This is a genomic window from Halomonas sp. Y3 (assembly GCF_024137965.1).
GTDB lineage: Bacteria > Pseudomonadota > Gammaproteobacteria > Pseudomonadales > Halomonadaceae > Halomonas > Halomonas mongoliensis.
The window spans coordinates 3,831,479-3,852,985 of sequence record NZ_CP099975.1 but is presented as its reverse complement, the minus strand read 5'-3'; the positions used below and the strand labels follow the sequence as shown (position 1 = coordinate 3,852,985).

Annotated in this window: 20 protein-coding genes and 1 riboswitch; of the genes, 12 read left to right on the top strand and 8 right to left on the bottom strand. The window is 69.0% G+C overall.

The features are described from left to right. Window positions 1-31 precede the first annotated feature (31 nt). Together NHL60_RS18255 and NHL60_RS18250 are read right to left on the bottom strand one after the other, a co-directional pair. Window positions 32-832 carry a metal ABC transporter ATP-binding protein gene (locus tag NHL60_RS18255; RefSeq protein ID WP_253446774.1) on the bottom strand — a complete coding sequence of 267 codons (801 nt, stop codon included), beginning with the start codon at window positions 830-832 and terminating at the stop codon, window positions 32-34. After that, on the bottom strand, window positions 813-1,733 hold the full coding sequence (locus NHL60_RS18250) for a zinc ABC transporter substrate-binding protein (RefSeq protein WP_253446773.1): 921 nt from the start codon (window positions 1,731-1,733) through the stop codon (window positions 813-815). The genes NHL60_RS18255 and NHL60_RS18250 overlap by 20 nt, the downstream gene beginning before the upstream one ends. Before the next feature lie 191 nt (window positions 1,734-1,924). Here NHL60_RS18250 and mntR point away from each other — a divergent pair, with 191 nt between their 5' ends. Then, window positions 1,925-2,359: a manganese-binding transcriptional regulator MntR gene (gene mntR / locus NHL60_RS18245; RefSeq protein ID WP_253446772.1), complete on the top strand. Its 435-nt coding sequence runs from the start codon at window positions 1,925-1,927 to the stop codon at window positions 2,357-2,359. Between the two features lie 26 nt (window positions 2,360-2,385). Here mntR and thiE read toward each other — a convergent pair whose 3' ends face one another. The 3 genes from thiE to NHL60_RS18230 form a co-directional block, all read right to left on the bottom strand. Then, window positions 2,386-3,012, bottom strand: coding sequence for a thiamine phosphate synthase (gene thiE, locus NHL60_RS18240; RefSeq protein ID WP_253446771.1), 627 nt, complete (start codon window positions 3,010-3,012; stop codon window positions 2,386-2,388). Beyond that, window positions 3,002-3,823, bottom strand: a complete 822-nt coding sequence (gene thiM, locus NHL60_RS18235) for a hydroxyethylthiazole kinase (RefSeq protein ID WP_253446770.1) — start codon at window positions 3,821-3,823, stop codon at window positions 3,002-3,004. The genes thiE and thiM overlap by 11 nt, the downstream gene beginning before the upstream one ends. 36 nt (window positions 3,824-3,859) lie before the next feature. Next, a riboswitch (TPP riboswitch) is annotated at window positions 3,860-3,962 on the bottom strand. Window positions 3,963-4,061: 99 nt separating this feature from the next. Next, window positions 4,062-4,532: a PepSY domain-containing protein gene (locus NHL60_RS18230; protein ID WP_253446769.1), complete on the bottom strand. Its 471-nt coding sequence runs from the start codon at window positions 4,530-4,532 to the stop codon at window positions 4,062-4,064. Window positions 4,533-4,643: 111 nt separating this feature from the next. On the opposite strand from NHL60_RS18230, the gene NHL60_RS18225 reads away from it, so the two are divergent. The 3 genes from NHL60_RS18225 to NHL60_RS18215 are packed head-to-tail and all read left to right on the top strand — an operon-like array spanning window position 4,644 to window position 7,050. Beyond that, window positions 4,644-5,003 carry a PepSY domain-containing protein gene (locus tag NHL60_RS18225; RefSeq protein WP_253446768.1) on the top strand — a complete coding sequence of 120 codons (360 nt, stop codon included), beginning with the start codon at window positions 4,644-4,646 and terminating at the stop codon, window positions 5,001-5,003. Next, window positions 5,000-5,671, top strand: coding sequence for a response regulator transcription factor (locus NHL60_RS18220; RefSeq protein ID WP_253446767.1), 672 nt, complete (start codon window positions 5,000-5,002; stop codon window positions 5,669-5,671). The genes NHL60_RS18225 and NHL60_RS18220 overlap by 4 nt, the downstream gene beginning before the upstream one ends. Then, window positions 5,668-7,050, top strand: a complete 1,383-nt coding sequence (locus NHL60_RS18215; RefSeq protein WP_253446764.1) for a HAMP domain-containing sensor histidine kinase — start codon at window positions 5,668-5,670, stop codon at window positions 7,048-7,050. Before NHL60_RS18220 ends, NHL60_RS18215 begins: the two co-directional genes overlap by 4 nt. A 6-nt stretch (window positions 7,051-7,056) precedes the next feature. Here NHL60_RS18215 and NHL60_RS18210 read toward each other — a convergent pair whose 3' ends face one another. Beyond that, window positions 7,057-7,542, bottom strand: coding sequence for a C40 family peptidase (locus NHL60_RS18210; RefSeq protein WP_253446761.1), 486 nt, complete (start codon window positions 7,540-7,542; stop codon window positions 7,057-7,059). A 179-nt stretch (window positions 7,543-7,721) separates the two neighbouring features. On the opposite strand from NHL60_RS18210, the gene gloA reads away from it, so the two are divergent. Beyond that, entirely contained in the window at window positions 7,722-8,255 is a 534-nt protein-coding gene (gene gloA, locus NHL60_RS18205) for a lactoylglutathione lyase (protein WP_253446758.1), read from the top strand. A gap of 71 nt (window positions 8,256-8,326) precedes the next feature. Here the strand turns inward: gloA and NHL60_RS18200 are convergent, their stop codons facing one another. Both NHL60_RS18200 and NHL60_RS18195 read right to left on the bottom strand, forming a co-directional pair. Beyond that, window positions 8,327-9,481: a lipocalin-like domain-containing protein gene (locus tag NHL60_RS18200; RefSeq protein WP_253446755.1), complete on the bottom strand. Its 1,155-nt coding sequence runs from the start codon at window positions 9,479-9,481 to the stop codon at window positions 8,327-8,329. Further along, window positions 9,481-12,018 carry an FtsX-like permease family protein gene (locus NHL60_RS18195; RefSeq protein ID WP_253446752.1) on the bottom strand — a complete coding sequence of 846 codons (2,538 nt, stop codon included), beginning with the start codon at window positions 12,016-12,018 and terminating at the stop codon, window positions 9,481-9,483. Before NHL60_RS18195 ends, NHL60_RS18200 begins: the two co-directional genes overlap by 1 nt. A gap of 98 nt (window positions 12,019-12,116) precedes the next feature. Between NHL60_RS18195 and NHL60_RS18190 the strand changes: the two genes are divergently transcribed. The 7 genes from NHL60_RS18190 (at window position 12,117) to NHL60_RS18160 (ending at window position 21,315) form a co-directional block, all read left to right on the top strand. Beyond that, the gene (locus tag NHL60_RS18190; RefSeq protein ID WP_253446749.1) at window positions 12,117-12,659 is read left to right on the top strand and encodes a sigma-70 family RNA polymerase sigma factor; all 543 of its coding nucleotides are present in this window, start codon (window positions 12,117-12,119) and stop codon (window positions 12,657-12,659) included. Window positions 12,660-12,688: 29 nt separating this feature from the next. Next, window positions 12,689-13,675, top strand: a complete 987-nt coding sequence (locus tag NHL60_RS18185) for a FecR domain-containing protein (protein WP_253446746.1) — start codon at window positions 12,689-12,691, stop codon at window positions 13,673-13,675. A gap of 115 nt (window positions 13,676-13,790) precedes the next feature. Continuing rightward, a complete protein-coding gene (locus NHL60_RS18180) occupies window positions 13,791-16,298 on the top strand; it encodes a TonB-dependent receptor (RefSeq protein ID WP_253446743.1) in 2,508 nt (835 codons plus the stop codon). An 85-nt stretch (window positions 16,299-16,383) separates the two neighbouring features. Further along, window positions 16,384-16,803, top strand: coding sequence for a hypothetical protein (locus NHL60_RS18175; RefSeq protein WP_253446740.1), 420 nt, complete (start codon window positions 16,384-16,386; stop codon window positions 16,801-16,803). A 104-nt stretch (window positions 16,804-16,907) separates the two neighbouring features. Then, the gene (locus tag NHL60_RS18170) at window positions 16,908-18,695 is read left to right on the top strand and encodes a sialidase family protein (protein ID WP_253446737.1); all 1,788 of its coding nucleotides are present in this window, start codon (window positions 16,908-16,910) and stop codon (window positions 18,693-18,695) included. Next, window positions 18,692-20,353, top strand: a complete 1,662-nt coding sequence (locus NHL60_RS18165) for a hypothetical protein (RefSeq protein ID WP_253446734.1) — start codon at window positions 18,692-18,694, stop codon at window positions 20,351-20,353. The genes NHL60_RS18170 and NHL60_RS18165 overlap by 4 nt, the downstream gene beginning before the upstream one ends. A 20-nt stretch (window positions 20,354-20,373) precedes the next feature. After that, window positions 20,374-21,315, top strand: coding sequence for a hypothetical protein (locus NHL60_RS18160; RefSeq protein ID WP_253446731.1), 942 nt, complete (start codon window positions 20,374-20,376; stop codon window positions 21,313-21,315). Window positions 21,316-21,507: the final 192 nt, after the last annotated feature.

Here is a 21,507-nt window from a genome sequence, read left to right as displayed (position 1 = left end):
CAGTGTCTCGATCAGGCCGGTGGCCAGGGCGTCAAGCGGCAACGTGTCTCTCCTTGTCAGCGGTGGGGGGGACGCCAATGGCCAGTCGTGCCAGCATGCTGTCGCTGAGCATCGTCTCCGGTGCCCCCATGCCGATGACGGTGCGATTGATGAGCAGCACCTGATCGGCATGTGCCCGGGCGCCAGGCAGGTCGTGCGTCACCATGATCAGGGTGCGGCCGGCACGGCGCTGGCGCTCCAGGCTGGCCATGATCAGCGCCTCGCTGGGCGGGTCCACGCCGGCCAGGGGCTCGTCCAGCAGCAGGATGGGCGCCTGCTGGGCCAGGGCACGGGCCAGCATCACGCGCTTCTTCTGCCCACCCGACAGCGCCCCGATGGGCCGCCTGGCCATGTCGAGCATATCGACATCGTCGAGGGCCTCCTCCACGGCCCGGCGGTGGGCGGGGTTGGCCCAGCGCCTGGGCAGCAGGCGCTGCCACAGCGGGTCACGGCGCATCATGCCGAAGCGTCCGGTCATCACGGTGTCGCGCACTGAGATGGGAAAGTCCCACTCCATGCGTTCCTGCTGGGCCATGTAGGCAATGCGGCCCCTCTGGCGTTGGGCCAGCGCCGGCCGGCCGAAAATCCTCACTTCGCCACGCAGGGGCGGCAGGCTGCCGACCACCACGCTGAGCAGGCTGGACTTGCCGCCGCCGTTGGGGCCCACGATGGCGGTCCACTGCCCCTGGGGCAGGGAGAGGGATACGTCCTCCAGCACCGGCTCCTGATGGTAGGCGGCGTAGAGCCCGTTGATCTCGAGGGCTGGCACCCTGTCAGCGATCGGTGGTTCCATCGGCATCTCCCAGCGTGTCGGCCAGCAGGCGGGCGTTGTGGCGCAGCATGCTGGCGTAGTCGGGTGCTTCGCCCTCCGGCTCGCTCAGCGAGTCGACGAACAGCGGCCCGGCAATCGCCACCTCGGTCTCCTCGGCGACGCTGCGCACGTGCCGGTCGGAAATGGTGCTCTCCCAGAAGAGGGCCGCCGGACGACGCTCCTCGATGAGATCCACGATACGCATGATCTGGCGCGGGGTGCCCTCTTCCTCGGAGTTGGTCCCCCAGATGCCGTCATGTTCGAAGCCAAAGGCCTCGGCGAAGTAGATGAAGGCGGCTTCGCTGGTGATCAGCAGACGGCGCTCCTCGGGTATCACGGCCAGCGTCTCCTGCAGCTCATCGTACAGCGCATGCAGGCGGTTGGCGCTCTCCTCGGCACGGGCGGCGAACGCATCGGCCGCCTCGGGCCGCGCCTCGCCCAGAACCTCGGCAATGACGCGAACATACTCCGCCGCGGCGCGGGGGTCCATCCAGAGGTGAGGGTCGGCCTGGCCGGCGTAGTCGCCGGTCACGATGGGTTGAGTGGGATAGTCGCTGGCTTCGGCCAGGGCGACCACCGGGGTGCCCCGCGTGACGGTGGCATTGACCTGCCCGATCCAGGCCTCCAGATCGAGGCCGTTGTAGAAGACCACGTCGGCGGACTCGAGTGCCATGAAGTTGCTGGGCACCAGCTCCCACTCGTGGACCTCCGCGCCGACCGGGGCCAGCAGTTCGACCCGGGCCTCGTCGCCTGCGACCTGCGCTACCAGGTCGCCAAGCACCGAGAAGGTCGCCGCCACGCGCAGCGGGGAGGTGTCCGCCAGTGCGGCAGTGGGCAGGGCGGCAAGGCTCAGGCCGAGCAGAAGGGGCTTGATCGATGTCATGTGGGGATCTCCTGAAGGCGTTGAGACAGGCAGGATAATGGAACTCAGTATAGGCACAATGTCTTAGCCTTGGCTAACTTTTTTCCCGTGGCGCAGTGCCGCGGCTGCCCTCGAGTTGCCGCTCGCTTCGGTGAGTGGTTATATTGCCCACCATGACTGCCTCCCCGCCCGACTCGACCCCCGACCCGCACATGTCAGACGCTCTGCCGCCGTGCGAACAGCACGTCCGGCAGTACGCCGCCGTGCGCAATGCTCACGAGACAGAGCTTCTCGAGGACTATGTCGAGCTGATCGGCGACCTGCTGAAGTACCAGGGGGAGGCGCGTTCGGCCGATATCGCGGCGCGCATGGGGGTCAGCCAGGCGACCGTGTCCAAGACGGTAACCCGTCTCAAGTCCCAGGGGCTGGTGGATAGTCAGCCCTATCGCTCTCTCTTCCTGACCGAGAAGGGGGAGGCCATGGCGGAAATGGCACGCAAGCGCCACGCCATCGTCCTGCAGTTCCTGCGTACCCTCGGCGTCAGCGACAGCACCGCAAGGATCGATGCTGAGGGCATGGAGCATCATGTCAGCCGCGAGACCCTCGAGGCCATGGAGCGCTTCACCCGGGAGCACTGCCGCGGCTGAGCCGCCGCCCGCCGCTTGCCCTTGCCTCAGTCGAGTCTGCCACCACCCGTAAACGCCCTTGCCGCGGCCTCCGGGTCGGGGCGGCCGCAGATCGCCGAGATCACCGCCGGACCCAGGACGCCCGCCTGGCGCACGGCGTCGGCGTGCTCGGCCTTGAGCCCGCCGATGGCCACCGCCGGCAGCGGGCTTGCCGCCGCCAGCCTGGCCAGTCCCTCGAAGCCCAGCGGCTCGGCGTGGTCGTGCTTGCTCGAGGTAGCGAATACCGGCCCCAGCCCCAGGTAGTCGAGCCGTTCGGCGTCCACCCGCGCCATCTGCGCCAGGGTCTGCACCGAGAGGCCCAGGATCGCGCCCTCGCCCAGCGCCGCTCGGGCGGCGGCCACCTCCCCGTCGTCCTGGCCCATGTGCAGGCCGTCGGCGCCGCTCTCCACCGCCACGGCCAGGCGGTCGTTGATCAGCAGCGGCACGCCGCTGCCGGCGAGTGCCGCCTTGAGCCGGCGCGCCTGGTCGATCATCTCGCCGTCGGAGGCGTGCTTGTCACGCAGCTGTACCAGGGTAGCGCCGCCGCGGACCGCGGCCACCACGGTCTCCACCAGACCGCGCTCGGCGCACAGGCGGGGATCGGTGACGAGGTAGAGGGAGAGGTCAAGTCGCATCGTGAAACTCCAGAGGGGGAAGGGCATCGAGGGCGTCGCCCTCCAGGGTGTGGAGGGCGTCGAGGAAGGCCACGGCGAAGCTGCCGGGGCCGCGGGCGCCCTGGCCGGCCCCCTGGCCCGCGGCCCCGTAGCACGCCAGCGCCGCCACGGTCGCCTCGAAGGGGTCCTCGGCCCCCACCAGAAACGCCGCCACGACGCCGGTCAGGGCGCAGCCCAGGGTGGTGACCCTGGGCATCAGGGGGTGGCCGCCGCGGACCCGGGCCAGGCGGCGGCCGTCGGTGACGAGATCCACCTCGCCGGTGACCGCCACCACGCAGCCGACCCGACGGGCCAGGCGAGTCGCGGCCTGCTCGGCGGCCTCGGCCGGGTCGCTGCTGTCCACGCCGCGCCCGCCCGAGCCGCCGGCCTCCAGGGCGATGATCTCGGAGGCGTTGCCGCGTACCACCGTGGGCAGGCGCTCCAGCAGCCGGGCGGCGGTGGTGCGCCGGTAGGCGGTGGCGCCCACGGCGACCGGGTCCAGCACCCAGGGCTTGCCGGTCAGGCGGGCCGCCTCGGCGGCCTCGTCCATGGCCTCTACCCAGTGGGGGGAGAGGGTGCCGATATTGAGCGTCAGGGCGTCGGCGATGGCGGCGAATTCGGCCGCTTCCTCCCGGGCGTGCACCATGGCCGGCGAGGCGCCGATGGCCAGCAGCACATTGGCCATGGAGTTCATGGCCACCAGGTTGGTGATGTTGTGCACCAGCGGAGCGCGCTGGCGTACTCGGGCCAGATGGGCCGCGAGGTCGATCCGCGAAGGAGTCGGTGTGGGCATGGGGCCTCCCGGGCGCGGGAGGTGCAGGCAGGCGAGGTCCTTGGCTGCACGACTCCCTACGCCGGCATGATCCGGGTCAGGTTCCAAGGGTGCCTCTCAGCCGCGGCCTGACATCACCGCGGCGCCCCTGTCGTCAGGCCACACTATCCCTGCCCGCTGCACGGCTGTAAAGACCGCAGAGGCCCGGGGCGCTGGCGGCACCCCGGGCCTCTGCCTTTCTCAGGTGGTCGGCGGTCGGTCAGTCGCGCTCGACCTTCAGCGCCTCCTCCTCGCCCCGGCGGGTGGTCACCTCGAGTTCGCGGCCGTCCTCGTCGCGCCCCTCGATCTCGATCAGGCCGTCGCGCTTGATCTCGACCTCCTCGAACTCTGCCATGCCCTCGGCCACCGCGACCTCCATGGCCAGGCGCACCTCGGCCTCGCTCATGCCCCAGGGGCCGTCGTCCCTGCGCTTGCGGGACTCCTTGTAGAGCTCGCCGCTCTCCAGGGCGAGCCGCACCTCGGCCTGCCACTCCTCGTCGAGCCAGCCCTCGATCTCCACCTGGCCGCGCTCCTTGGCCTCGAGCTCCAGGTAGTGGGTGAAGCCATAGGCGGCGCCCCGCTCGAGCACGGCGTCGAGGCTGCCCACGGGCAGGGCATCATCGGCCAGGGCGGCGGTGGCGCCCAGCGCCAGGGCGGCGAGAGAACCGGCGAACAGCATCTTGATGGTCATGGGATGAACTCCTCTCTGTTGGGTACGACACCCTTGTACCACCCGCGACCTTGCCGGGAGCTGACGGTCTCGTTCATGCTGCATTCATGTTATGGCTGGCAAGCTGCCCCCATGAACCCTTCGTTCCCCTTCTCCGCCTCTTTCCGTCCGGGCCTCGCCGTCGTCCTGGTGCTGCTGCTCGCCCTGGCCGGCCTGCTTCCGGCGTCTGCCGACGACGACTGGCAGGACCTCCATGACCGCGTGAATCGCGGCGAGCTGGTGCCCATGACCGCCATCCTCGACTGGCTGGAGACCCACTATGCGGGCCAGGTGCTGGAGGTGGAGCTGGAGCGCGAGGAGGGCCGGCTGGTGTACGAGGTGGAGATGCTCGGCCCCCGGGGCCAGCGGGTGGAGTTCGAGTTCGATGGCGCCAGCGGCGAGCTGATCGGCATCGAGGGGGTGGGCATCGACGACATGAGGCGCCGTCCATGAAGGTACTGCTGGTGGAGGATGATCCTGCCCTGGCGGAGGCGCTGGGCGAGGCCCTGGCCGGCGGCGGGGTGCTGGTGGAGCGGGCGGCCAGCGGCGGCGAGGCCGACTTCCTGGTGCGCACCGAGACCTACGATGCGGCAATCCTCGACCTGGGGCTGCCCGATGGCGACGGCACCCGCTGGCTGGGCCAGTGGCGCGCGGATGGCATCGCGCTGCCGGTGCTGGTGCTCACCGCCCGCACCCGCTGGGCCGACAAGGCGGCGGGCTTCTCGGCGGGCGCCGATGACTACGTCACCAAGCCCTTCGAGACCGCCGAGGTGCTCTTCCGGCTGCGCGCCCTGGTGCGGCGCAGCCACGGCCATGCCCACCCGGTGCTGCGCATCGGCGACCTGGCCTTCGATACCCACACCGGCAGCGTGACCCGCGCCGGCTGCCCGGTGAGCCTCACCGCCCAGGAGGCGCGGCTGCTCGCCTACCTGGCCCATGCCGCCCCGCGGGTGGTCAGCCGCAGCGAGCTGGCCGAGCACGTCTACGACCGGGACCACGAGCCCGACTCCAACGTCATCGATGTCCAGGTCAGCCGGCTGCGCCGCAAGCTGGGGGCCGCGCATATCGAGACCCTGCGCGGCCAGGGCTATCGGCTGACAGGAGGCGAGGAGGCCGGATGAGTCGCCTGCCCTCGCTGGCGCGGGCCTCCCTCGCCACTCGCCTGCTGGTGGCCGCCCTGCTGGTGATCCTGGTCTCGTTGCCCCTGGCGGGCCTCGGCCTCGCCCACCACTTTCGTGCGTCCGCCACCGCCGCCTTCGACGAGCGCCTCGCGGCCCTGCTCAACGTGGTCATCGCCGAGGTGCGCTACGACGAGGTCGAGCAGCGGCTGCTCCACGAGCGTTCGCTGGGCGATCCGCGCTTCGAGCAGGTCTTCTCGGGCTGGTACTGGCAGGTCAGCGACGGCGCCGAGCGGGTGCTGACATCGCGTTCGCTGTGGGACCAGCGGCTGCCGGTGGTGCCGTCCTCGGGCCCCGAGGTGCGTGACGTCACGGGGCCGAGGGGCGTGCCGCTGCGCCTGATCGAACGCGATATCCGCCTTGCCCCCCTCGAGGCGCCGCTGCACGTCGGGGTGGCGCTCAGCCGGGAGGCGCTGGACGCGGAGCTCGCCGGCTTCACCCGCCTGCTGGGGCTCTCCCTGCTGGGGCTGGCCCTGCTGCTGCTGGTTGCGCTGGCGGCCCAGGTGCGCTGGGCACTGGCGCCGCTGCGCCGCCTGCAGGCCGACCTGCATGCCGTCGAGAACGGCGACGCCGAGCGTCTGGATACCCGGCTGCCCGGCGAGCTGTCGCGGCTGGCCGGCGCCATCAACGCCGTGCTGGCCCGGGATCGGCGGCTGATGGAGCGGGCCCGCCACGCCGCCGGCAACCTGGCCCACGCCCTCAAGACCCCGGTGAGCGTCCTCTACACCCAGGCGGATGGTCTCGAGGAGCCGCAGCGCCAGCGCATGCAGGCCGAACTCAGGCGCATCGACGAGGCCGTTCGCCACCACCTGGCCCGGGCCTCCGCCGCGGGGGAGGCCGGGCTGCATCGGCCGATCCGCTGCCTCGAGGTGCTGGCGCCGGTGCTGGAGGGGTTGGGGCGGCTGGCCGAGCGGCGCGGCATTCGCCTGAACCACTCGCTGCCGGAGGCGATGACGCTGCGCATGGACCCCCAGGACCTCCAGGAGCTGGTCGGCAACCTGCTCGAGAACGCCCTGCGCTGGGCCGACAGCCGGGTCATCCTCGCCGGGCGCAGCGAGGCGGGGGGCAGCTGGCTGGAGGTCGAGGATGACGGCCCCGGCATGAGCGAGGCGCAGCGCCGGCAGGCCATGGCCCGGGGGGCGCGACTCGATGAGGTGCGCTCCGGCAGCGGCCTGGGCCTGGCCATCGTCGCCGACCTGGTGGCCCTCCACGGGGGGAGCCTCAGCCTGGACCGTTCGCGGCTGGGGGGGCTGGCGGTGAGGGTCTGGCTGCCGACGCGGCCGCTGACCGAGGCCGGCCCGCCGGATCGGCAGGATGGATAGGCCGGCTCAGGGGGCCGCAGCGGCCGCGCCGAGGAAGCGCTCCTGCCAGTAGGCGATCTCCACCGGCGCCGTTTCCACCCGGCGGCCGCGCCCCGGGGCGTGGATCATCTGGCCGTCGCCGCGGTAGATGCCCACGTGGCTCGCCTTGCCGCGTCCGGCGGTATCGAAGAACAGCAGGTCGCCGGGGCGGGCCCGGTCCACGGACGGCAGCGCGCGGAACTGGTCGTCGGCGGTGCGCGGCACCGGAATGCCGGCGGTGCGGTAGGCCAGCTCCACCAGCCCCGAGCAGTCCAGGGCGTCGGGTGTGTTGCCGCCGAAACGGTAGGGGGTGCCCAGGGCGCTCTCGGCGGAGGAGAGGATCAGCGCCCGCTCCATGGAGAGGCCCTCCCCGGGGGCCGGGTCATGGACGGCGAGTTCGCGGCCGGCGCAGCCGGCCAGCAGGGCCAGCAGCAGCAGGCAGAGGGAGAGGCGCCAGGCGGGCGGGGTGGGCATGCCGAAGGCTCCCGGGCAGTGGGTATCCTCCTACATTAGCCTCTGCCAGGGGCCGGGGGAAGCGGTGCCGACGCCCTCGGCCCAAGGCGACGGGTGGCCGTGGGCGAGCATCCCGGGGCTGGAAAAAGGCCCCCGTTGCCCCCATCCTCTGGGAACCACATCACGAGCAAGGAGCCGTCATGAGCTTTCAGGGCGAGCAGCATCCCGGGGTCCAGACCCCCACCGCCGATTCCGCCGGATTTCGCCTCAACCACACCATGCTGCGAGTGAAGGACCCGGAGAAGGCGCTCGCCTTCTACTCCCGGGTCTTCGGCATGAGCGTGCTGCGGCGTCTCGACTTCGAGGAGATGCGCTTCTCGCTCTACTTCCTGGCCAAGTTGGAGGAGGGCGAAGCGGTGCCCGAAGAAGAGGGAGATCGCACCGTCTGGACCTTCAGTCAGAAGGGGCTGCTGGAGCTGACCCACAACTGGGGCACCGAGAACCAGGCCGATTTCGCCTACCATGACGGCAACGCCGAGCCTCAGGGCTTCGGCCATATCTGCTTCTCGGTGCCGGACCTGGAGGCCGCCGAGGCCTGGTTCGATGCCAACGGCGTCGAGTTCGTCAAACGCTCCGATCAGGGCAAGATGAAGAACGTGGTGTTCGTGAAGGACGTCGACGGCTACTGGATCGAGGTGGTCCAGGCCGACCGGCTGGCCGCCCTGGGCGACTGAGCCCGGGCACGGCTTGATGCGACGGCGCCGCCCTCACAGAAGCGGCGCCTTTCGTCGTCAGCGAGGCGGGCTCAATAGCCCGTCATCTCCAGATAGCCGATTCCCAGGCGCCTGTCGCTGTCGCGGCCCCGGGCGATCACCTCCCCCTCCCAGTAGGGCACCGTGGTGTCCATCCAGCGCTCGGCGTGGGGCGCCTCGACGATCAGGTCGAGCTCCGCCGCGGGCACTTCCAGGCGCCAGCGGGTGGGCACCTCGCGGCCGACGACGCTCGAGGTGGCGAGCGGCGTGAGGGCAAGCTCATCCGGCGCCAGCGCCCGGGGCTCTCCCTCGGGGCTGATCCAGGTGCCGGAGCGGTAGTCGCCGCCGGCCTCGCCGCCGCCGCGCAGCTGGAAGGCCATCAGGCGGTGGCCGTCGTCCAGGTGCAGCGAGAACCAGTCCCAGCCCGCCTGCTCGGGCCCCAGCAGCTGGCTGCTCCACTCCCGGTCGAGCCAGCCCCGGCCGTTCACCTCGTGAGTCTCGCCTGCCAGCACCACCTCGCCCTCCACCCGCCAGAAGGGCTGGCTGACATACATCGAGCCCTGGCCGTCGGCGGATTTCTGGCTGAAGCCGGCATCACCGTGCAGCACCAGGGGACCCTCGGCGGTGAGGTCGAGGCGATAGCCGGCACGCTCTTCCCCTTCGCCGTCGAAGGCGGTCAGGGTAAGGCGCTCGAAGGTATCGGCATCGGGCGCCTCCACCCGGGTGACGAGTTCCCAGTCGTCCAGCCAGGCCCGGAAGGGGTGGGCCACGGCCCCGGCCTGGCCGCCGGCCGGGTCGGCGGAGTGGCTGCGGGCGAAGCGCTCGGCCACGGCGTGCTGCTCTCCCCGGGAGACTGCCAGGTGCGCCATCCACAGCTGGTCGGCGACCCAGGGGCCGGGCGCGGGGCGCTGGGCGGGGGGCATCAGGGCCTGGCGGAAGAGAGTCCACTGCAGGCCCAGGGGCTCGCCGCTCTCGTCCTCCAGGTTGGCGGTGAGATACCACCACTCGATGCGGTAGTCCGGGTGGGCGCCGTGGTCCTCGGGGAAGCGCAGCGGCGTGCCGGGGCGCGCCTGGGTATAGCCCTCGGCGCTCTCGCCCAGGCCGGCGAAGCCGGCGCTCGGGGCCGGCGGCGCCTCGCCGCAGCCTCCCAGGAGCAGCGCCGAGGCCAGCAGCGGCGCGGCAAGTCGGCAAGACAGGAGGGGGCGCATCAGGCAGCCTCCTCGGCGAGCAGGTCCCGGGGCGGGGTGCGCCACAGCCGCACCGCCGGCAGCGCAGCCGCAATCAGGGCCACGCCCACGGCGGTGGCCAGGGTCAGCAGGATCTCGCCGGGGAAGAGGTGTAGCGGCAGGCGCCAGCCGAAGGCCGCCACGTTGATCACCGCCACCAGCCCCCAGGTGATGGCGATGCCCAGCGGCACCGCGACAAGGCCCACCGCCAGGGCCGTTCCGCCCAGCTGGGCGAGCTGGATCCGGCCCAGACGCGTTCGGGGAACGCCGAGTGCCCAGAGCGGCGCCAGCCGCCGGCGCCGCTCGCTGGCCTGGGCCAGCAGGCTGGCCAGCAGCGCGAGAGCGGCCACCCCCAGGGTCAGGGCGTTGAGCGCTCGGGTGATGGTGAAGGTGCGTTCGAAGATCTCGGTGGCGATGCGTTTCACGCCCTCCTGGTCGATCAGGCTGTCCCGGGGCAGGTCGAAGGCGTCGAGCAGCCGGGCAGAGAGCGCCGCGGCATCGGCGCCGGGCGCCAGGGCGATCCCCAGCGAGCCCGGCGGCGCGGCGAAGCGCTCGGTGAGATAGGAGGTGGCCATCAGCACCTGCCCCCTGGGATTGCCGTAGTCCGGGTAGACGGCGGCAACCGCCAGCGTGATCTCGCCCCGGGGGGAGCTCAGGCGCAGCCGGTCGCCGGGGCTGATGCCCTCGGCCACGGCCAGCTGCTCGTTGATGAAGATATCGCCGCGGCCAAAGGCCTCCCAGGCCGTCTCCCGGCTGCCCTGGGGCCCCGCCAGGGGCCAGCGGGGCGTCAGGGTGGCGCCGGGGGTGATGCCGTAGACGGAGACCGGGCGCTGCACCGCAGTATCCGCCTCTCCGCCGCCGGGCGCGACGGCCAGCAGCTGGGCGTCGCTGCGCGCGGTGGCGAGACGCTCGGCGACGTCCGGCTGTTCGGCCAGCCAGGCGTCGATGGCCTCGAACTGCTCCGCCGGGGGGCGCAGGTAGAGCTCGGCGGCCAGGCGCTGATCCAGCCACTCCAGGAAGGTAAGGCGAAAGCCCCCCACCATGCTGCTGACGCCGAGGTTGGCGGAGAGGGCGATCAGCAGCGCCATCATGGCAAGCGACAGCCGCGGCAGCTGCAGCTGCAGGTCGGCCAGGGCCCACTGGGCCAGGGGGCGGCGGCGCAGCAGGCGGGTCAGCCCGGCCAGGGCGAGACCGAGCAGCGGCGGCAGCCAGAGGGCGCTGGCCATCAGCATGGCGCCGACCAGGGCAAAGCCGGCCACCAGCCCCTCCCCCGGCGGCTGGGAGGCAAGCCAGGCCGCCAGGGCCAGGCCACCCAGCGCCGCGACCGTGCCGGTGATGGCCATGGCGCCGAGCTGGCGGCGGAAGCCGACCCGCCACGCCCGGGCCTGTCCCAGCCCCAGCACGCTGAGCCGCGAGGCGCGCCACAGCACGCCGCTGCCGGCCAGCAGCAGCCCGCCCAGGGTCACCGCCAGACCGCCGACCCAGTAGTGCCAGGGCAGGCGCAGCTCGGCGCCGACCCCGGCGCCGTAGAGGCTGCCCAGGGTGGCGGCCACGTCGGGCAGCAGCGCGCGGGCCAGCCAGACGCCGCTGGCGATGCCGGCCAGGGCGCCGATGATACCGAGCAGGGCAAGCTCCAGGGCCAGGGCCGCCACCAGGGCGCGGCCGGAGACCCCCAAGGCGCGCAGGGTGCGCAGTACCCCCAGGCGCTGCTCCAGGGCCAGGCCCAGCGCCGCCTGAACGATAAAGAGCCCGACGATCAGCGACAGCAGAGCCAGGGCGGTGAGGTTGAGGTGAAAGCTTTCGGTGAGCTGGCCGGGAGAAACCAGCGTCTCGGCCCGGGTCAGGGCATATCCCGCCGGCGCCTCGGCCAGGGCGCCCGGCGCGGCCACCAGCCGGGTGATACGCTCGCCGCTCTTTATCTCTCCGCTGCCTGCCAGCAGGGCCGCGGCGGCGGCGATATCCATCACCAGGGTATCCGGCGGCAGGGCGGGGGCGAGAATCAGCGGCGGCAGGCGCTGGCCGTCGGCCAGGAGGGGAGTGGCGCCCGGCGCCTCCCGGGGCGCCACTTCCAGAGCGGCCAGGCTGTCGGGGGCCAGCTGCGTCTGCCAGGGGGGCGTCAGAAAGTCGGTGACATCGCCCGTGCCCGTTGCCGCGGTGCCGCCGGCGGTGGCGAAGATGCTGCTGCCGGGCAGGGTGAGCGGGTCGATGCCGATGACCGTCAGGCGGGTGCCGTCCGGGGCCGCAAGCTCCCCCTCCAGCAGCGGGGAGAGGGGCAGGCCGGCCCGGCGCAGGGCGAGGTAGTCGTCTCGGGTCAGCGCCTCGCCGTCGCGGCGCTCCAGGCGATCCAGGTCGGTGGAGAAGAGCGCCTCGGCCCGGGCGTAGCTGTCCCGGGCCGAGGCGTTGATGGCCTGGACGCCGCTCCACAGGGCGCTGGCCACCCAGAGCCCCAGCAGCAGCATGGCGAGCTGCCCCGGGTGGCGCCGATAGTGGGAGAGCAGGGTCGCCAGCACAGTCAGCATTCAAACGCCATTTCGCGGTGAGACATGTTCTTGATTAGCGGTAGGTGCCGCAATAGAATGAGAATAGTTATCACTATATTTTTCATTCGAGGTCTTCCATGGCTAGCCCATGCACCGCCTATTCTATCGAGAGCTTCTACCATGACCATCATGGCTGGTTGCAAGGCTGGCTGCATCGTCGTACTGGCTGCCCAGAGCGGGCGGCGGACTTTGCCCAGGAGAGTTTTCTCCGCTTGCTGGTGCGCCCACCCGTGGAAAAGCTCGATCAGCCCCGTGCGTTTCTCACCCGAATTGCCACTCGCCTGGTCATCGATGACAGTCGCCGGGCGCGGTTGGAGCAGGCCTGGCTGGAGGTACAGACGGCGTTCGCCGAGGAACATTTGCATGCGCCTTCCGCAGAAGAGGTCAACGAGTGGCTGGACCTTCTTGAGTGGGTGGCCCGGTTGGTCCAGGAGTTGCCGGACAAGCCCCGTCGCGCTTTTCTGATGAGCCGGCTGGACGGCATGGCCCAGGGTGAGATTGCCGAGGAACTGGGCGTCTCCATCAGTATGGTCAAGAAGTACATGGCTCAGGCCCTGCTGCACTGCCACAAGGCCTTGCATTCTCCATCTTTAGCTGCTCGCTGCCCTGCCTTGCCATGAGTCTGCCGCCTCGAGATTGCCATTCCGCTTTGCCCGACGCCGATGCCGAGCGCTATGAGCATGCTCTGCAAGCAGCGGCGGAATGGCGCATAAGGCTGGAGGAGCCGCTTCCCGGCGACAGCGATGCCTTCGAGCATTGGTTGTCCGCCCACTCCGAGCATCAGCAAGCCTGGCAGGCCATGGACGCCACCTGGCAGAGCTTTTCATGCGCAGCCCGTCCCGGGAGCCGCGCGGCCCTGGAACGGACCTTTCGTGATGAACGTCGGCTAAGCCGGTGCTGGCTGGGTGCCTCGGCATTGACGCTGATGCTCTTGACCCTACTGCCCCTGGGATGGCTAGTCTCGGGACTCGACTCTCCGATGCACCTCCTGGCCGATCATTACACCGTACTGGGCGAGCGCAAGCATGTCGTTCTTCCCGATGGCAGCGAGCTGGTGTTGAACACGGGTACAGCGGTGGACATCGACTATCGCGATGATCGCCGTGTCATTTACCTGCGTGGCGGCGAGCTGCAAATCACGGTCGCGCCGGATAGCGAACGACCTCTGGATGTCGTCACGCCTGAAGGCCGCGCCAGGGCCCTGGGCACCCAGTTCACGGCACAGCGGCTGGAAAACACGGGGCAAACCTTCCTCAGCGTGACGGTCCAGGAATCTCGCGTGGAGCTGTGCCAGCGCGTCGTCGAGGAGTGCGTGCGTCTGGAGCGCAACCAGCGGGCACGATCCAGCCAGCTGGAGCTAGGCCCTGTCGAAAGCGTGGATGCCGACGCCCAGGCGTCCTGGGTCCGGGGGCAACTGGAAGTCGACGACCTGCCGCTGACCCAGGTACTGCACACCCTGAACCGCCATCAGCGAGGGCTGCTCAGCTATGACGAGGCGGCGCTGGCCGGCTTGCGGGTATCCGGCACCCTGCCGCTGGACGATCTCGACCGGGCCCTGAACGCCTTGGCCTCCAGCCAGCCTATCCAGGTGAGTCGCTACATGCCGTTCGTGGTTCGCGTCACTCGCCAGCCCTGACACGCTGGGCCCGCTTCAATCAACAAGAAAAATTCGTATTCGCACTGTCCCTCTTCGGGTTTGGTTCGTCATTACCCATAGAACCAGGAAAAAACCTGCAAGAGGATCCATTCCCATGCACTCTCGCATCACCAAGCGTCCCGCTCGCTTGCTGAGCCTGGTGGCCGCGATGACGGCGACCGTTGGCCTGGCGACGGCCCAGCCGGCCCTGGCCCAGCCGGCCCTGGCCCAGCCGGCCGGCACCCAGCTGCAAGCCGAGGCACGCCAGCACTTCGATATTCCTGCCGGCTCGATGACCGCTGCGCTCAATGCCATGGCGCGGCAGACAGGTCTGGCCTTAACCTTCGACCCTGATCTTACCCAAGGCAAGACCAGCCAAGGGCTGAGCGGCGCCTACACGGTCAGCGAAGCGCTGCGCGCCATATTGGCCGGCAGTGGATTGAGTTACCGCTTCACCGCATCGGATAGCGTGACCTTGCTCCCTGCCTCGCACGGCGATGTCGTCGAGCTTTCTACTGTGCTCGTCGAAGGCCAGTGGCTGAATGTCTACGAAGATATCCACGCCAACGAGGAGAAGCGGCTGCACTCCCTGCGTCCGGACCTGATTCTCGGCAGCGAGCAAATGCAGCGCTTCCCCGACGAGCATATCGGCAAGGCATTGGATCGCATGCCGGGCATGTTCTCCACCTCGCCGGCCGAGAAGCAGGAGGTCAGGGTCAGGGGGCTCGACAAGGAGTTCACTCGCGTCGAGCTGGATGGCGTCAACATTCCCGGCAGCAATCGCTGGCGCAACCTGTCGCTGGGCACGGTGGCCACCAGCCTCGTCGATGAGGTGCGGGTCATTCGCAACCCGACCGCCGACATCGAGCACGATGGAATAGGCGGTCGTGTCTCCATCCGCTACCGGCGAGCGCCCGAGCAGTTTGAAGGCCGCGCCCAGGTCATGGGCGGGCAGGTCAATGAGGGAGACGGCGAGGGCATGTTCGCCGGCCGTGCCAGTATCTGGGCCGGCGGACCCGTGACCGACGAATTCAGCATGCTGGGCGGACTGGATGTCAGCGGCGTGCCGCATCGGCGCGCTCACCGAGCCGTCGAGGAGAACGCCGACGGCAGCTTCCGCGAGCTGTTCGAGAGGAGCGACCGCAAGGACGTCAACCGGGTCAGCGCCTTCACCAAGTTCGGCTGGACTTCGGATCGTACATACCTGGAGCTCGAGCCCCTGTTGATGGCGGAGTCCCTCAGCGTCCAGGATGAGCGCCTCACCACCGAGGCCAACGGACGTCAGGACAATCGTTTTCGTGCGGGTGAGGACAGCACGCTGACGTACGGCGGCAACTTCCGCTGGGAGCATGAACTCGGCGAGCAGTGGCAGACCGAAGGCAGGGTGTCGGCCTTCCGCAGCGACCAGAATGGCAGCATGGATGAAGTGCGACTGCGCTACCGCGATGGCGCACTGCACCGGCATGATGTGACGCAGACGGACGACGAACTCACCGACGATCTGCTTGAGCTTCGCAGTGCGCTGTCCTATTCATGGGACGCTGCCGGCCTGGGCAAGGCGGAATTCGGTGTACAGGCTCGTCGCAACGAGCGCGATGGAACCAAGACGGTCATCGAAAACGGCGAAGCCAGGGAGTCGGGAAGTGGCGACGAGTATTCCCTGCGGGAAGACTATCTCGCCGGCTGGCTGCGCCAGCAGTTCCTGTTCTTCGACGATCAGCTTCGTGTAGAGCCTGGCGTTCGGGTCGAAGATTATCGCCTGTCTGCACGCAGCAACGACGGTGAAGGGGGGAGCGTCCATCAAGGTAGCGACAACCTTCATGTCGGCCCCAGCCTGCATGCCGCTTGGCAGCTGAGCCCGGCGTTCACTCTGCACGGCGCTGTATCCCGCACGCAGAACCGACCGCAGCTGGACCAGATCACCCCCTCCCGCGTGCAAAGGGGCCGCGAGATCATCGTCGGCAATCCCGAGCTTGCCTCTTCCACCAGTATCAACAGCGATCTGGGCCTGGTCTGGTCGACGCCGGATACCTTCCTCGCCGCAACGGTTTTCCACAAGGACATCGATGACCTGATCGTCAACGCCCGCACCGGTGAGCAAGAGGGCAATCGCGACGTCGTGCAGCCAAGGAACATCGAGCGCGGAACCCTGCGCGGCCTGGAGCTGGAGCAACGCCTCCACCTGGGATTGATGGGTATCGATTGGCTCGAAGGGGTGCACCTCTGGAGCAATCAGACCCTCTTCGACGGCAGCATGCGGCTGCAGAGCGGGCGTGAAGTGCCCTTCTTCGGCGAGCCGGACTATCTGGTGGCGGCCGGTATCGACTGGATCAGCCCGCGCTCGGGCATGCAGCTCTCGCTGGCAGCCAGCCATAACGGCAAGCGCACGGAAGAGGACGAGTTCAGCCGCAAGCGTTTCGATTCGCTGACCACGGTGGATCTTGCCGGCAGCTATCCGATTTCACCCACCACTCGCGTGCGCTTCGAAGCGAGCAATCTCTTCAACGAGCAGGAGTCCGGGCCGAAGGCCTTCTTCGATCAGGGTGGCCAACTCAGTCACACGGAGTACCGCACGGTGAGTATCCCCCGAACGCTGTGGCTGGGCATCGAGGCTCGTTTCTAACCCTTTTCTCGCTTGCGAGAAAGCCATGCGCCCGTACGGGCGCTTCATTCAAAGAAGAAAACCCAAGGAGTCAATGACGATGACGATGGCTGAACAAGAGCGCGTAGTAAACGATTTCGGCTCGCTGCCCGAGGAGACCCGCCAGGCCCTGTCGGGGTTCGTCGAAGGCGCACAGATTCTCGAAATCGTGACCGCCCATGCCCATGGCGTGGTCGAGACCAGCGTGAACTACCTGCGCGACGGCAAGGTTTACGACGTCATCTACGACGAGACCACCCGCAAGCTGCTGGGTGGGTCCGAGCCCGCCGTATTCGATCACGTCATCGAGGTGCTGCCGGAGTCCGGGCGTGCCGCGGTGAAAGTCGAAGCGCCGCAGCGCATCCGCAAGATCAAGATCAAGCACGACGACAAGGATCATCGCGAGTACGTGCACCTGCACACCATCGACCAGAACGGCAACATCAGCAGCCGCAAGCTGGAACTCGACGGTCGCAACAAGCAGTAAGACGCCGATGGCGGCGGCTGCGGCAAGGGCCGGATGTCGAGCGACATCCGGGGCAGGGACGCCCCGCTGTCCGCCCCTATGGTCATACCCAGGAGATCAGTGACATGAGCAGAGAGCTGGCGGCGTTCGAGCGACCCCAGGTCAAGGGAGTGCTTGCCGGAGCGACAGGCATCTATCTGGCCGCTGAGACCGGATTGTACGAATTGCATGACAAGCAGCTGAGGGAAGTGCCCGCCTGGCGTGGCCGTCCGGTGCAGCAGGCCGTTGCCGCACCGGAGGGCTACCTGGTGCTGCTGGAGGACGACAGTGGCCAGGCCCTCCACCTGTGCGACAGCCAGTGGCAGCCCCGGCGCGAGCTGCCGCGTCCAGCGGGCCAGAAGATCAAGTGCCTGCATGCCCAGGCCGAGCACCTGCTGGCCGGCACCAAGCGCGGCCTGTACCGGCTGCCTTTGGCCGACACCGCCCAGGCAAGCGACTGGCAGTGCCTGTTCCGTGACCCTGCCGGCTGGGGCGAGGTGCTGTGGGTCTCCAGCCAGCAGGCCGAGCACATCCGTGCCTCGGTCAAGAAGCTGGGAGCGGCTGCCAAGCCGGCGCTGATCGAGACCCATGACGCTGGGGTGAGCTGGCACGTCGAGTCGCTGGGCGACTATCAGGATCTCATCCTCGCCGCCGATGAGCGGCGATTGATCACTCGCTGGAAGGGGTGCCGAGAGCGCTACACCACCAGCGGCTACAAGAAGCACCCGCTGACCGCAGGCTTCCTGGCCGGCGACCGCTGGGCGGTGCTGGACGGCACCAAGCTGGAGTACCAGCAGGAGGGCCACGCCCGCGTTGCCTTCGAACACCCGCTGCTCGCCGAAGCCGAGCGGCTGCTGCCGCTGGAGCAGGGCAATGCCTTCCTGGTCGCCGGCGTGCAGGGGGCCTATCTGGTCGAACCCGGCCATGGCCGGGTAACCGATCTTTTCGGCGAAGCCGCCGGGCCTGCCGGGCTGGGCAAGCTCAAGCGCATCTTCGAGCTGGACGACGGGGTGCTGCTGGCCACCGCCACCTATGGCACCTTCCGCTCTGAAGACGACGGGCAAACCTGGCAGGCCGCCGACGCCGAGTGGGCGGTGCTGGATGCCGAGCACCTGATGCGCAGCGACGATGGCCGCTGGTGGCTGGGCTGCCAGCGCGCCCTGTTCGTCAGCGACGACAACGGCAGGCGCTGGCGCTACGTGAAGTTCAAGCTGGCCGAGCTGCCTCACTACTGCGAACTGCGCGGCGGCCTGGCGGTCGTCGGCGGGCAGCTCTTCATCGCCACCAAGACAGGCCTGCTGGTTGCCCCGCTGGCGTCACCCGAGCGCATCGCCCGGGTCGCGGCGTTTGGCGAGCAGGCCATCGAGGCGCTGTTCACCGATAACGAGCGGCAGCAGCTGCTGGTAGGCACCCACGGGGCAGGCCAGGACCGGCTGTGGCGCTATGACCCTGTCGAGGAGCAAGCCCAGCCGCTGACCGCGCCGGGCCAGGTGCCGGTGTTCGAGTCCCAGATCGGTGGAACGCTGAGCGCTTGCCTGATCGCCAGCGGCGAGCGGCTGTTCCGCCTTGCGTGCGCAGGCGAGGGCCCTGTCGTGATCGAAGAGATGATGCCCCAGCCGCAGGCCGGCGACTACTACATCGCAAGCGACTCGCAGCAGCGTCTGCTGGTCTGGAACGAGCGCAGCGCCTGGCGCTGGTGCGGCGGCGAGGAACCGCTCCAGGCGCTGTCCGACTGGCCGGCTGGCGTGCGCCACGCCTGTATTTGCGGCGATGGTCGCAGCGCACTCACCACCGACCGGCGACAGCTACGAACCGTTTCGCTGCCCTGTCTCGAAACCGCAGGCCATACCGCAGAAAAGGAGCTCGTGCCATGAGTCGTGTGGATCAACTCGATGCCTACCGCCGGCCGGAGGTAAAGGCGGCCGTACAGCAGGGGAGCGATATCTGGCTTGGCAGCGCTGCCGGCCTCTATCGGCTGCGCGACGCCAAGCTCGAGGTCATCCCTGAATGGCAGGGGCTGCGCATCAGCGTACTGGCGGCGAGCGAGGCAGGGCTGCTGGTTGGCGCCAGCGGTGCCGAGGGTCAGGTGCTTGCCAGAACCGACGTCGACGGCGGCCTGCAGCAGCGCCTGCCGTCCTTGCCCCGTGACGAGGCAAAGGCTCTGTTGTGCCGCGAGGGGGCGACTGTGGCCGGCGGCAAGCGCGGCCTCTACCGGCTGGAGGCGGATGGCTGGCGCCATTGCTATGGCCAGGGCCACACCGAGATCATCGGCTTGGCCGCCGAACGGGGCCGCCTGCTGGCCTACTGCAAGAAGCAGGGCAACAAGGCGCGCCCGGCGCTGCTGGTATCCACCGACCACGGCGAAAGCTGGACGCTGGAGCTGGAAACCGGGTACCACGACGGCATCCTCGCAGCCTGGAAGGACGGATACCTCACACGCTGGCGCGGGCTCTGGCGCATCGGCAGCCCGGTACGCCATCAGAAACGCCCCTTCAGCGCCGCTGGCGAAAGCGAGGCGGCGCGTGCCTGGGTGGTGGGCAACAAGCTGGTGTGTGAATTCGCCAACGGCACCAGCGTCGAGCTGGAGGAGCCGCGGTTTGCCGAGGCCGAGCAGCTTATTCTGATGCCGGAAGGGCGGGCCCTGGTGGCCGGAATCACCGGCGCCTTCCTGGTCGAGCTTGGCGGCGGGCGAGTGCACGACGTGTTCGCCGGCCATGCCGTGCCGCCCTCGGCCGCTAAGATCAAGCGACTGTGGAGCCTGGACGAGGGGCGCATCCTGGCGACCGCCACCTTCGGCACCTTCTTTTCCGACGACGGCGGCGGCCACTGGCAGCCGGCTGCGGCCGAGTGGGCGGCGCTGGACGCCGAGGGGCTGGCATGCTCAGCGGACGGCGCCTGGTACATGGCGACTCAGCGCGGCCTGTTCAGCTCCTGGGACAACGGCGCCTCCTGGCGGCACGTCAAGCTGACCCCCCAACCCCACTTCGCCGAGCTGACCTACCTTGCCTTCGTCGGCGATCGCCTGGCGCTGGGCTCCAAGGCCGGGCTCTTCCTCTCGGCGGCGGATCGACCCAAGGAGCTCACCTGGATCGAGGCCGTCGGCGATGCCACGGTGCACGCCCTGCTTGCCGAGGGCAGCGGCCTCTGGGTCGGCATGGTGGACGGACGCCTGCTGCTGGTGGATTCGAGCACCGGTCGGGGCGAAGTCAAGGCGATGTTCCAGGCTCCCTGCCAACCGCTGCTTGCCACGGGCAAGACCCTCTGGGTGCTCAGCGGCGGCCAGCTGTTCGAGGTGACCGCTCGGTCGCTGAAACCGCTTGCTCATCCGAACGGGGCAGAGCGGCTGAAAGAGGCCTTTGCCTCAGAGCGGGGGCTGCTGGTGTGGAATCAGGCCAACGGCTGGGTGCTCGATGAAGCCGCCGAGGCGCCCAGGTGGGCTGCGCTCGAGGCTTGGCTGCCCGCAGTCAAGAGCGTCACTGGCATGGCGCCGCGCCTGATCACCGACCGCTGCGTGATCCTCGCGCTGCCATGATGACCCAGGCGGAGATGCCGGTGTCTTCCGAGCTGAAGTATCGCGCCTGGAAGCTATTGCTCAGGGAGATGGCGCGGGTGCTGCTGCGGCTGCGCTGGACCCTGCTTTGCCTATTAGGGGCGGCGGCCTTGGCTGCCGCCCTCTCTCCCGCCTTTGCCTGGCTGAGCAAGAGCACCGTGCAGCGCATCGAGCAGGGCGAGGTCGACCCCTGGGCCTTGCTGCCGGAATTCCTGCCGCTCTTTCTGGCCATCACCGCCGGCTTGATCCTGGCCGACTTCGCCGAGTCGATACTCAGCAAGCTGCTCGAGACCCGGCTGATCATCGTCATGCAGCGCAGCTACCTCGAGCGCCACACCCTCGGTAACGTCTCGCAGGACGTCGCGCACGTGCTATTCGGCAGCGATGTGGCGAAGAAGGGGTTCCAGGTCATCTACAAGGACATCTGGACCATCATCACCGTCACCAGCTCGGTGCTTCTATGGCAGCTGTCGCTGGGCGCGCACTGGGTGCCGGTGCTGGTGCTGAGCATGGTGCCTACGCTGCTGTTCGTGTGGTTCTTCGGCCGCCGCATTCGCCATAGCAGCCAGCAGATCCTCGATACCCAGTCGGGCATTGCGGAAACCGCGGGGAGCCGCGATCAACAGTCTCTTTACGGTCATCAGGAGCGCTATTATTTCGCAGTGCTGAATATGCACGTGAGCAAGTGGTTTGCCGAGAACGCCAGCGATGTGGTGCTCTGGGTGTCGTTTGCCGGCCTTGCCCTGCTGGCGATGTGGTTGGACGTGGGGCCGGCGCTTGCCGACATTACCCTGGCCGAGCTGAGTGCGCTGATCATCAACCTGCGCTTGCTCTCCAAGCCCCTGGGCAACGTCGGCCGCGTCTACACGCGCTGGCAGGAGGCCTACCCGGCGCTGGTGCGTTCGCTGATCCCGCACTTGCAGCGTCAGCAGGTCGGCACATGAGCGAAAAAACCTATTGCAGCTGCCACAATCTCAGCGCTGAAGATTTCCAGGCTGCCTGCAGCCAAGGCGCCGCTAGCGTTCGCGCCTGCTTTTGCCGCCTGGAGTGCAAACCCAAGTGCGCCGAATGCATACCGCTGGTGAAGGCGATTCTCGAGGCCAACGGGCAGCACGAGCCCAGACCGGACAATGACC

Coding starts and splice junctions, on each gene's coding strand:
- NHL60_RS18255 (WP_253446774.1), bottom strand. CDS start 832: ATGGAACCACCGATCGCTGACAGGGTGCCAGCCCTCGAGATCAACGGG.
- NHL60_RS18250 (WP_253446773.1), bottom strand. CDS start 1,733: ATGACATCGATCAAGCCCCTTCTGCTCGGCCTGAGCCTTGCCGCCCTG.
- mntR (WP_253446772.1), top strand. CDS start 1,925: ATGTCAGACGCTCTGCCGCCGTGCGAACAGCACGTCCGGCAGTACGCC.
- thiE (WP_253446771.1), bottom strand. CDS start 3,012: ATGCGACTTGACCTCTCCCTCTACCTCGTCACCGATCCCCGCCTGTGC.
- thiM (WP_253446770.1), bottom strand. CDS start 3,823: ATGCCCACACCGACTCCTTCGCGGATCGACCTCGCGGCCCATCTGGCC.
- NHL60_RS18230 (WP_253446769.1), bottom strand. CDS start 4,532: ATGACCATCAAGATGCTGTTCGCCGGTTCTCTCGCCGCCCTGGCGCTG.
- NHL60_RS18225 (WP_253446768.1), top strand. CDS start 4,644: ATGAACCCTTCGTTCCCCTTCTCCGCCTCTTTCCGTCCGGGCCTCGCC.
- NHL60_RS18220 (WP_253446767.1), top strand. CDS start 5,000: ATGAAGGTACTGCTGGTGGAGGATGATCCTGCCCTGGCGGAGGCGCTG.
- NHL60_RS18215 (WP_253446764.1), top strand. CDS start 5,668: ATGAGTCGCCTGCCCTCGCTGGCGCGGGCCTCCCTCGCCACTCGCCTG.
- NHL60_RS18210 (WP_253446761.1), bottom strand. CDS start 7,542: ATGCCCACCCCGCCCGCCTGGCGCCTCTCCCTCTGCCTGCTGCTGCTG.
- gloA (WP_253446758.1), top strand. CDS start 7,722: ATGAGCTTTCAGGGCGAGCAGCATCCCGGGGTCCAGACCCCCACCGCC.
- NHL60_RS18200 (WP_253446755.1), bottom strand. CDS start 9,481: ATGCGCCCCCTCCTGTCTTGCCGACTTGCCGCGCCGCTGCTGGCCTCG.
- NHL60_RS18195 (WP_253446752.1), bottom strand. CDS start 12,018: ATGCTGACTGTGCTGGCGACCCTGCTCTCCCACTATCGGCGCCACCCG.
- NHL60_RS18190 (WP_253446749.1), top strand. CDS start 12,117: ATGGCTAGCCCATGCACCGCCTATTCTATCGAGAGCTTCTACCATGAC.
- NHL60_RS18180 (WP_253446743.1), top strand. CDS start 13,791: ATGCACTCTCGCATCACCAAGCGTCCCGCTCGCTTGCTGAGCCTGGTG.
- NHL60_RS18175 (WP_253446740.1), top strand. CDS start 16,384: ATGGCTGAACAAGAGCGCGTAGTAAACGATTTCGGCTCGCTGCCCGAG.
- NHL60_RS18170 (WP_253446737.1), top strand. CDS start 16,908: ATGAGCAGAGAGCTGGCGGCGTTCGAGCGACCCCAGGTCAAGGGAGTG.
- NHL60_RS18165 (WP_253446734.1), top strand. CDS start 18,692: ATGAGTCGTGTGGATCAACTCGATGCCTACCGCCGGCCGGAGGTAAAG.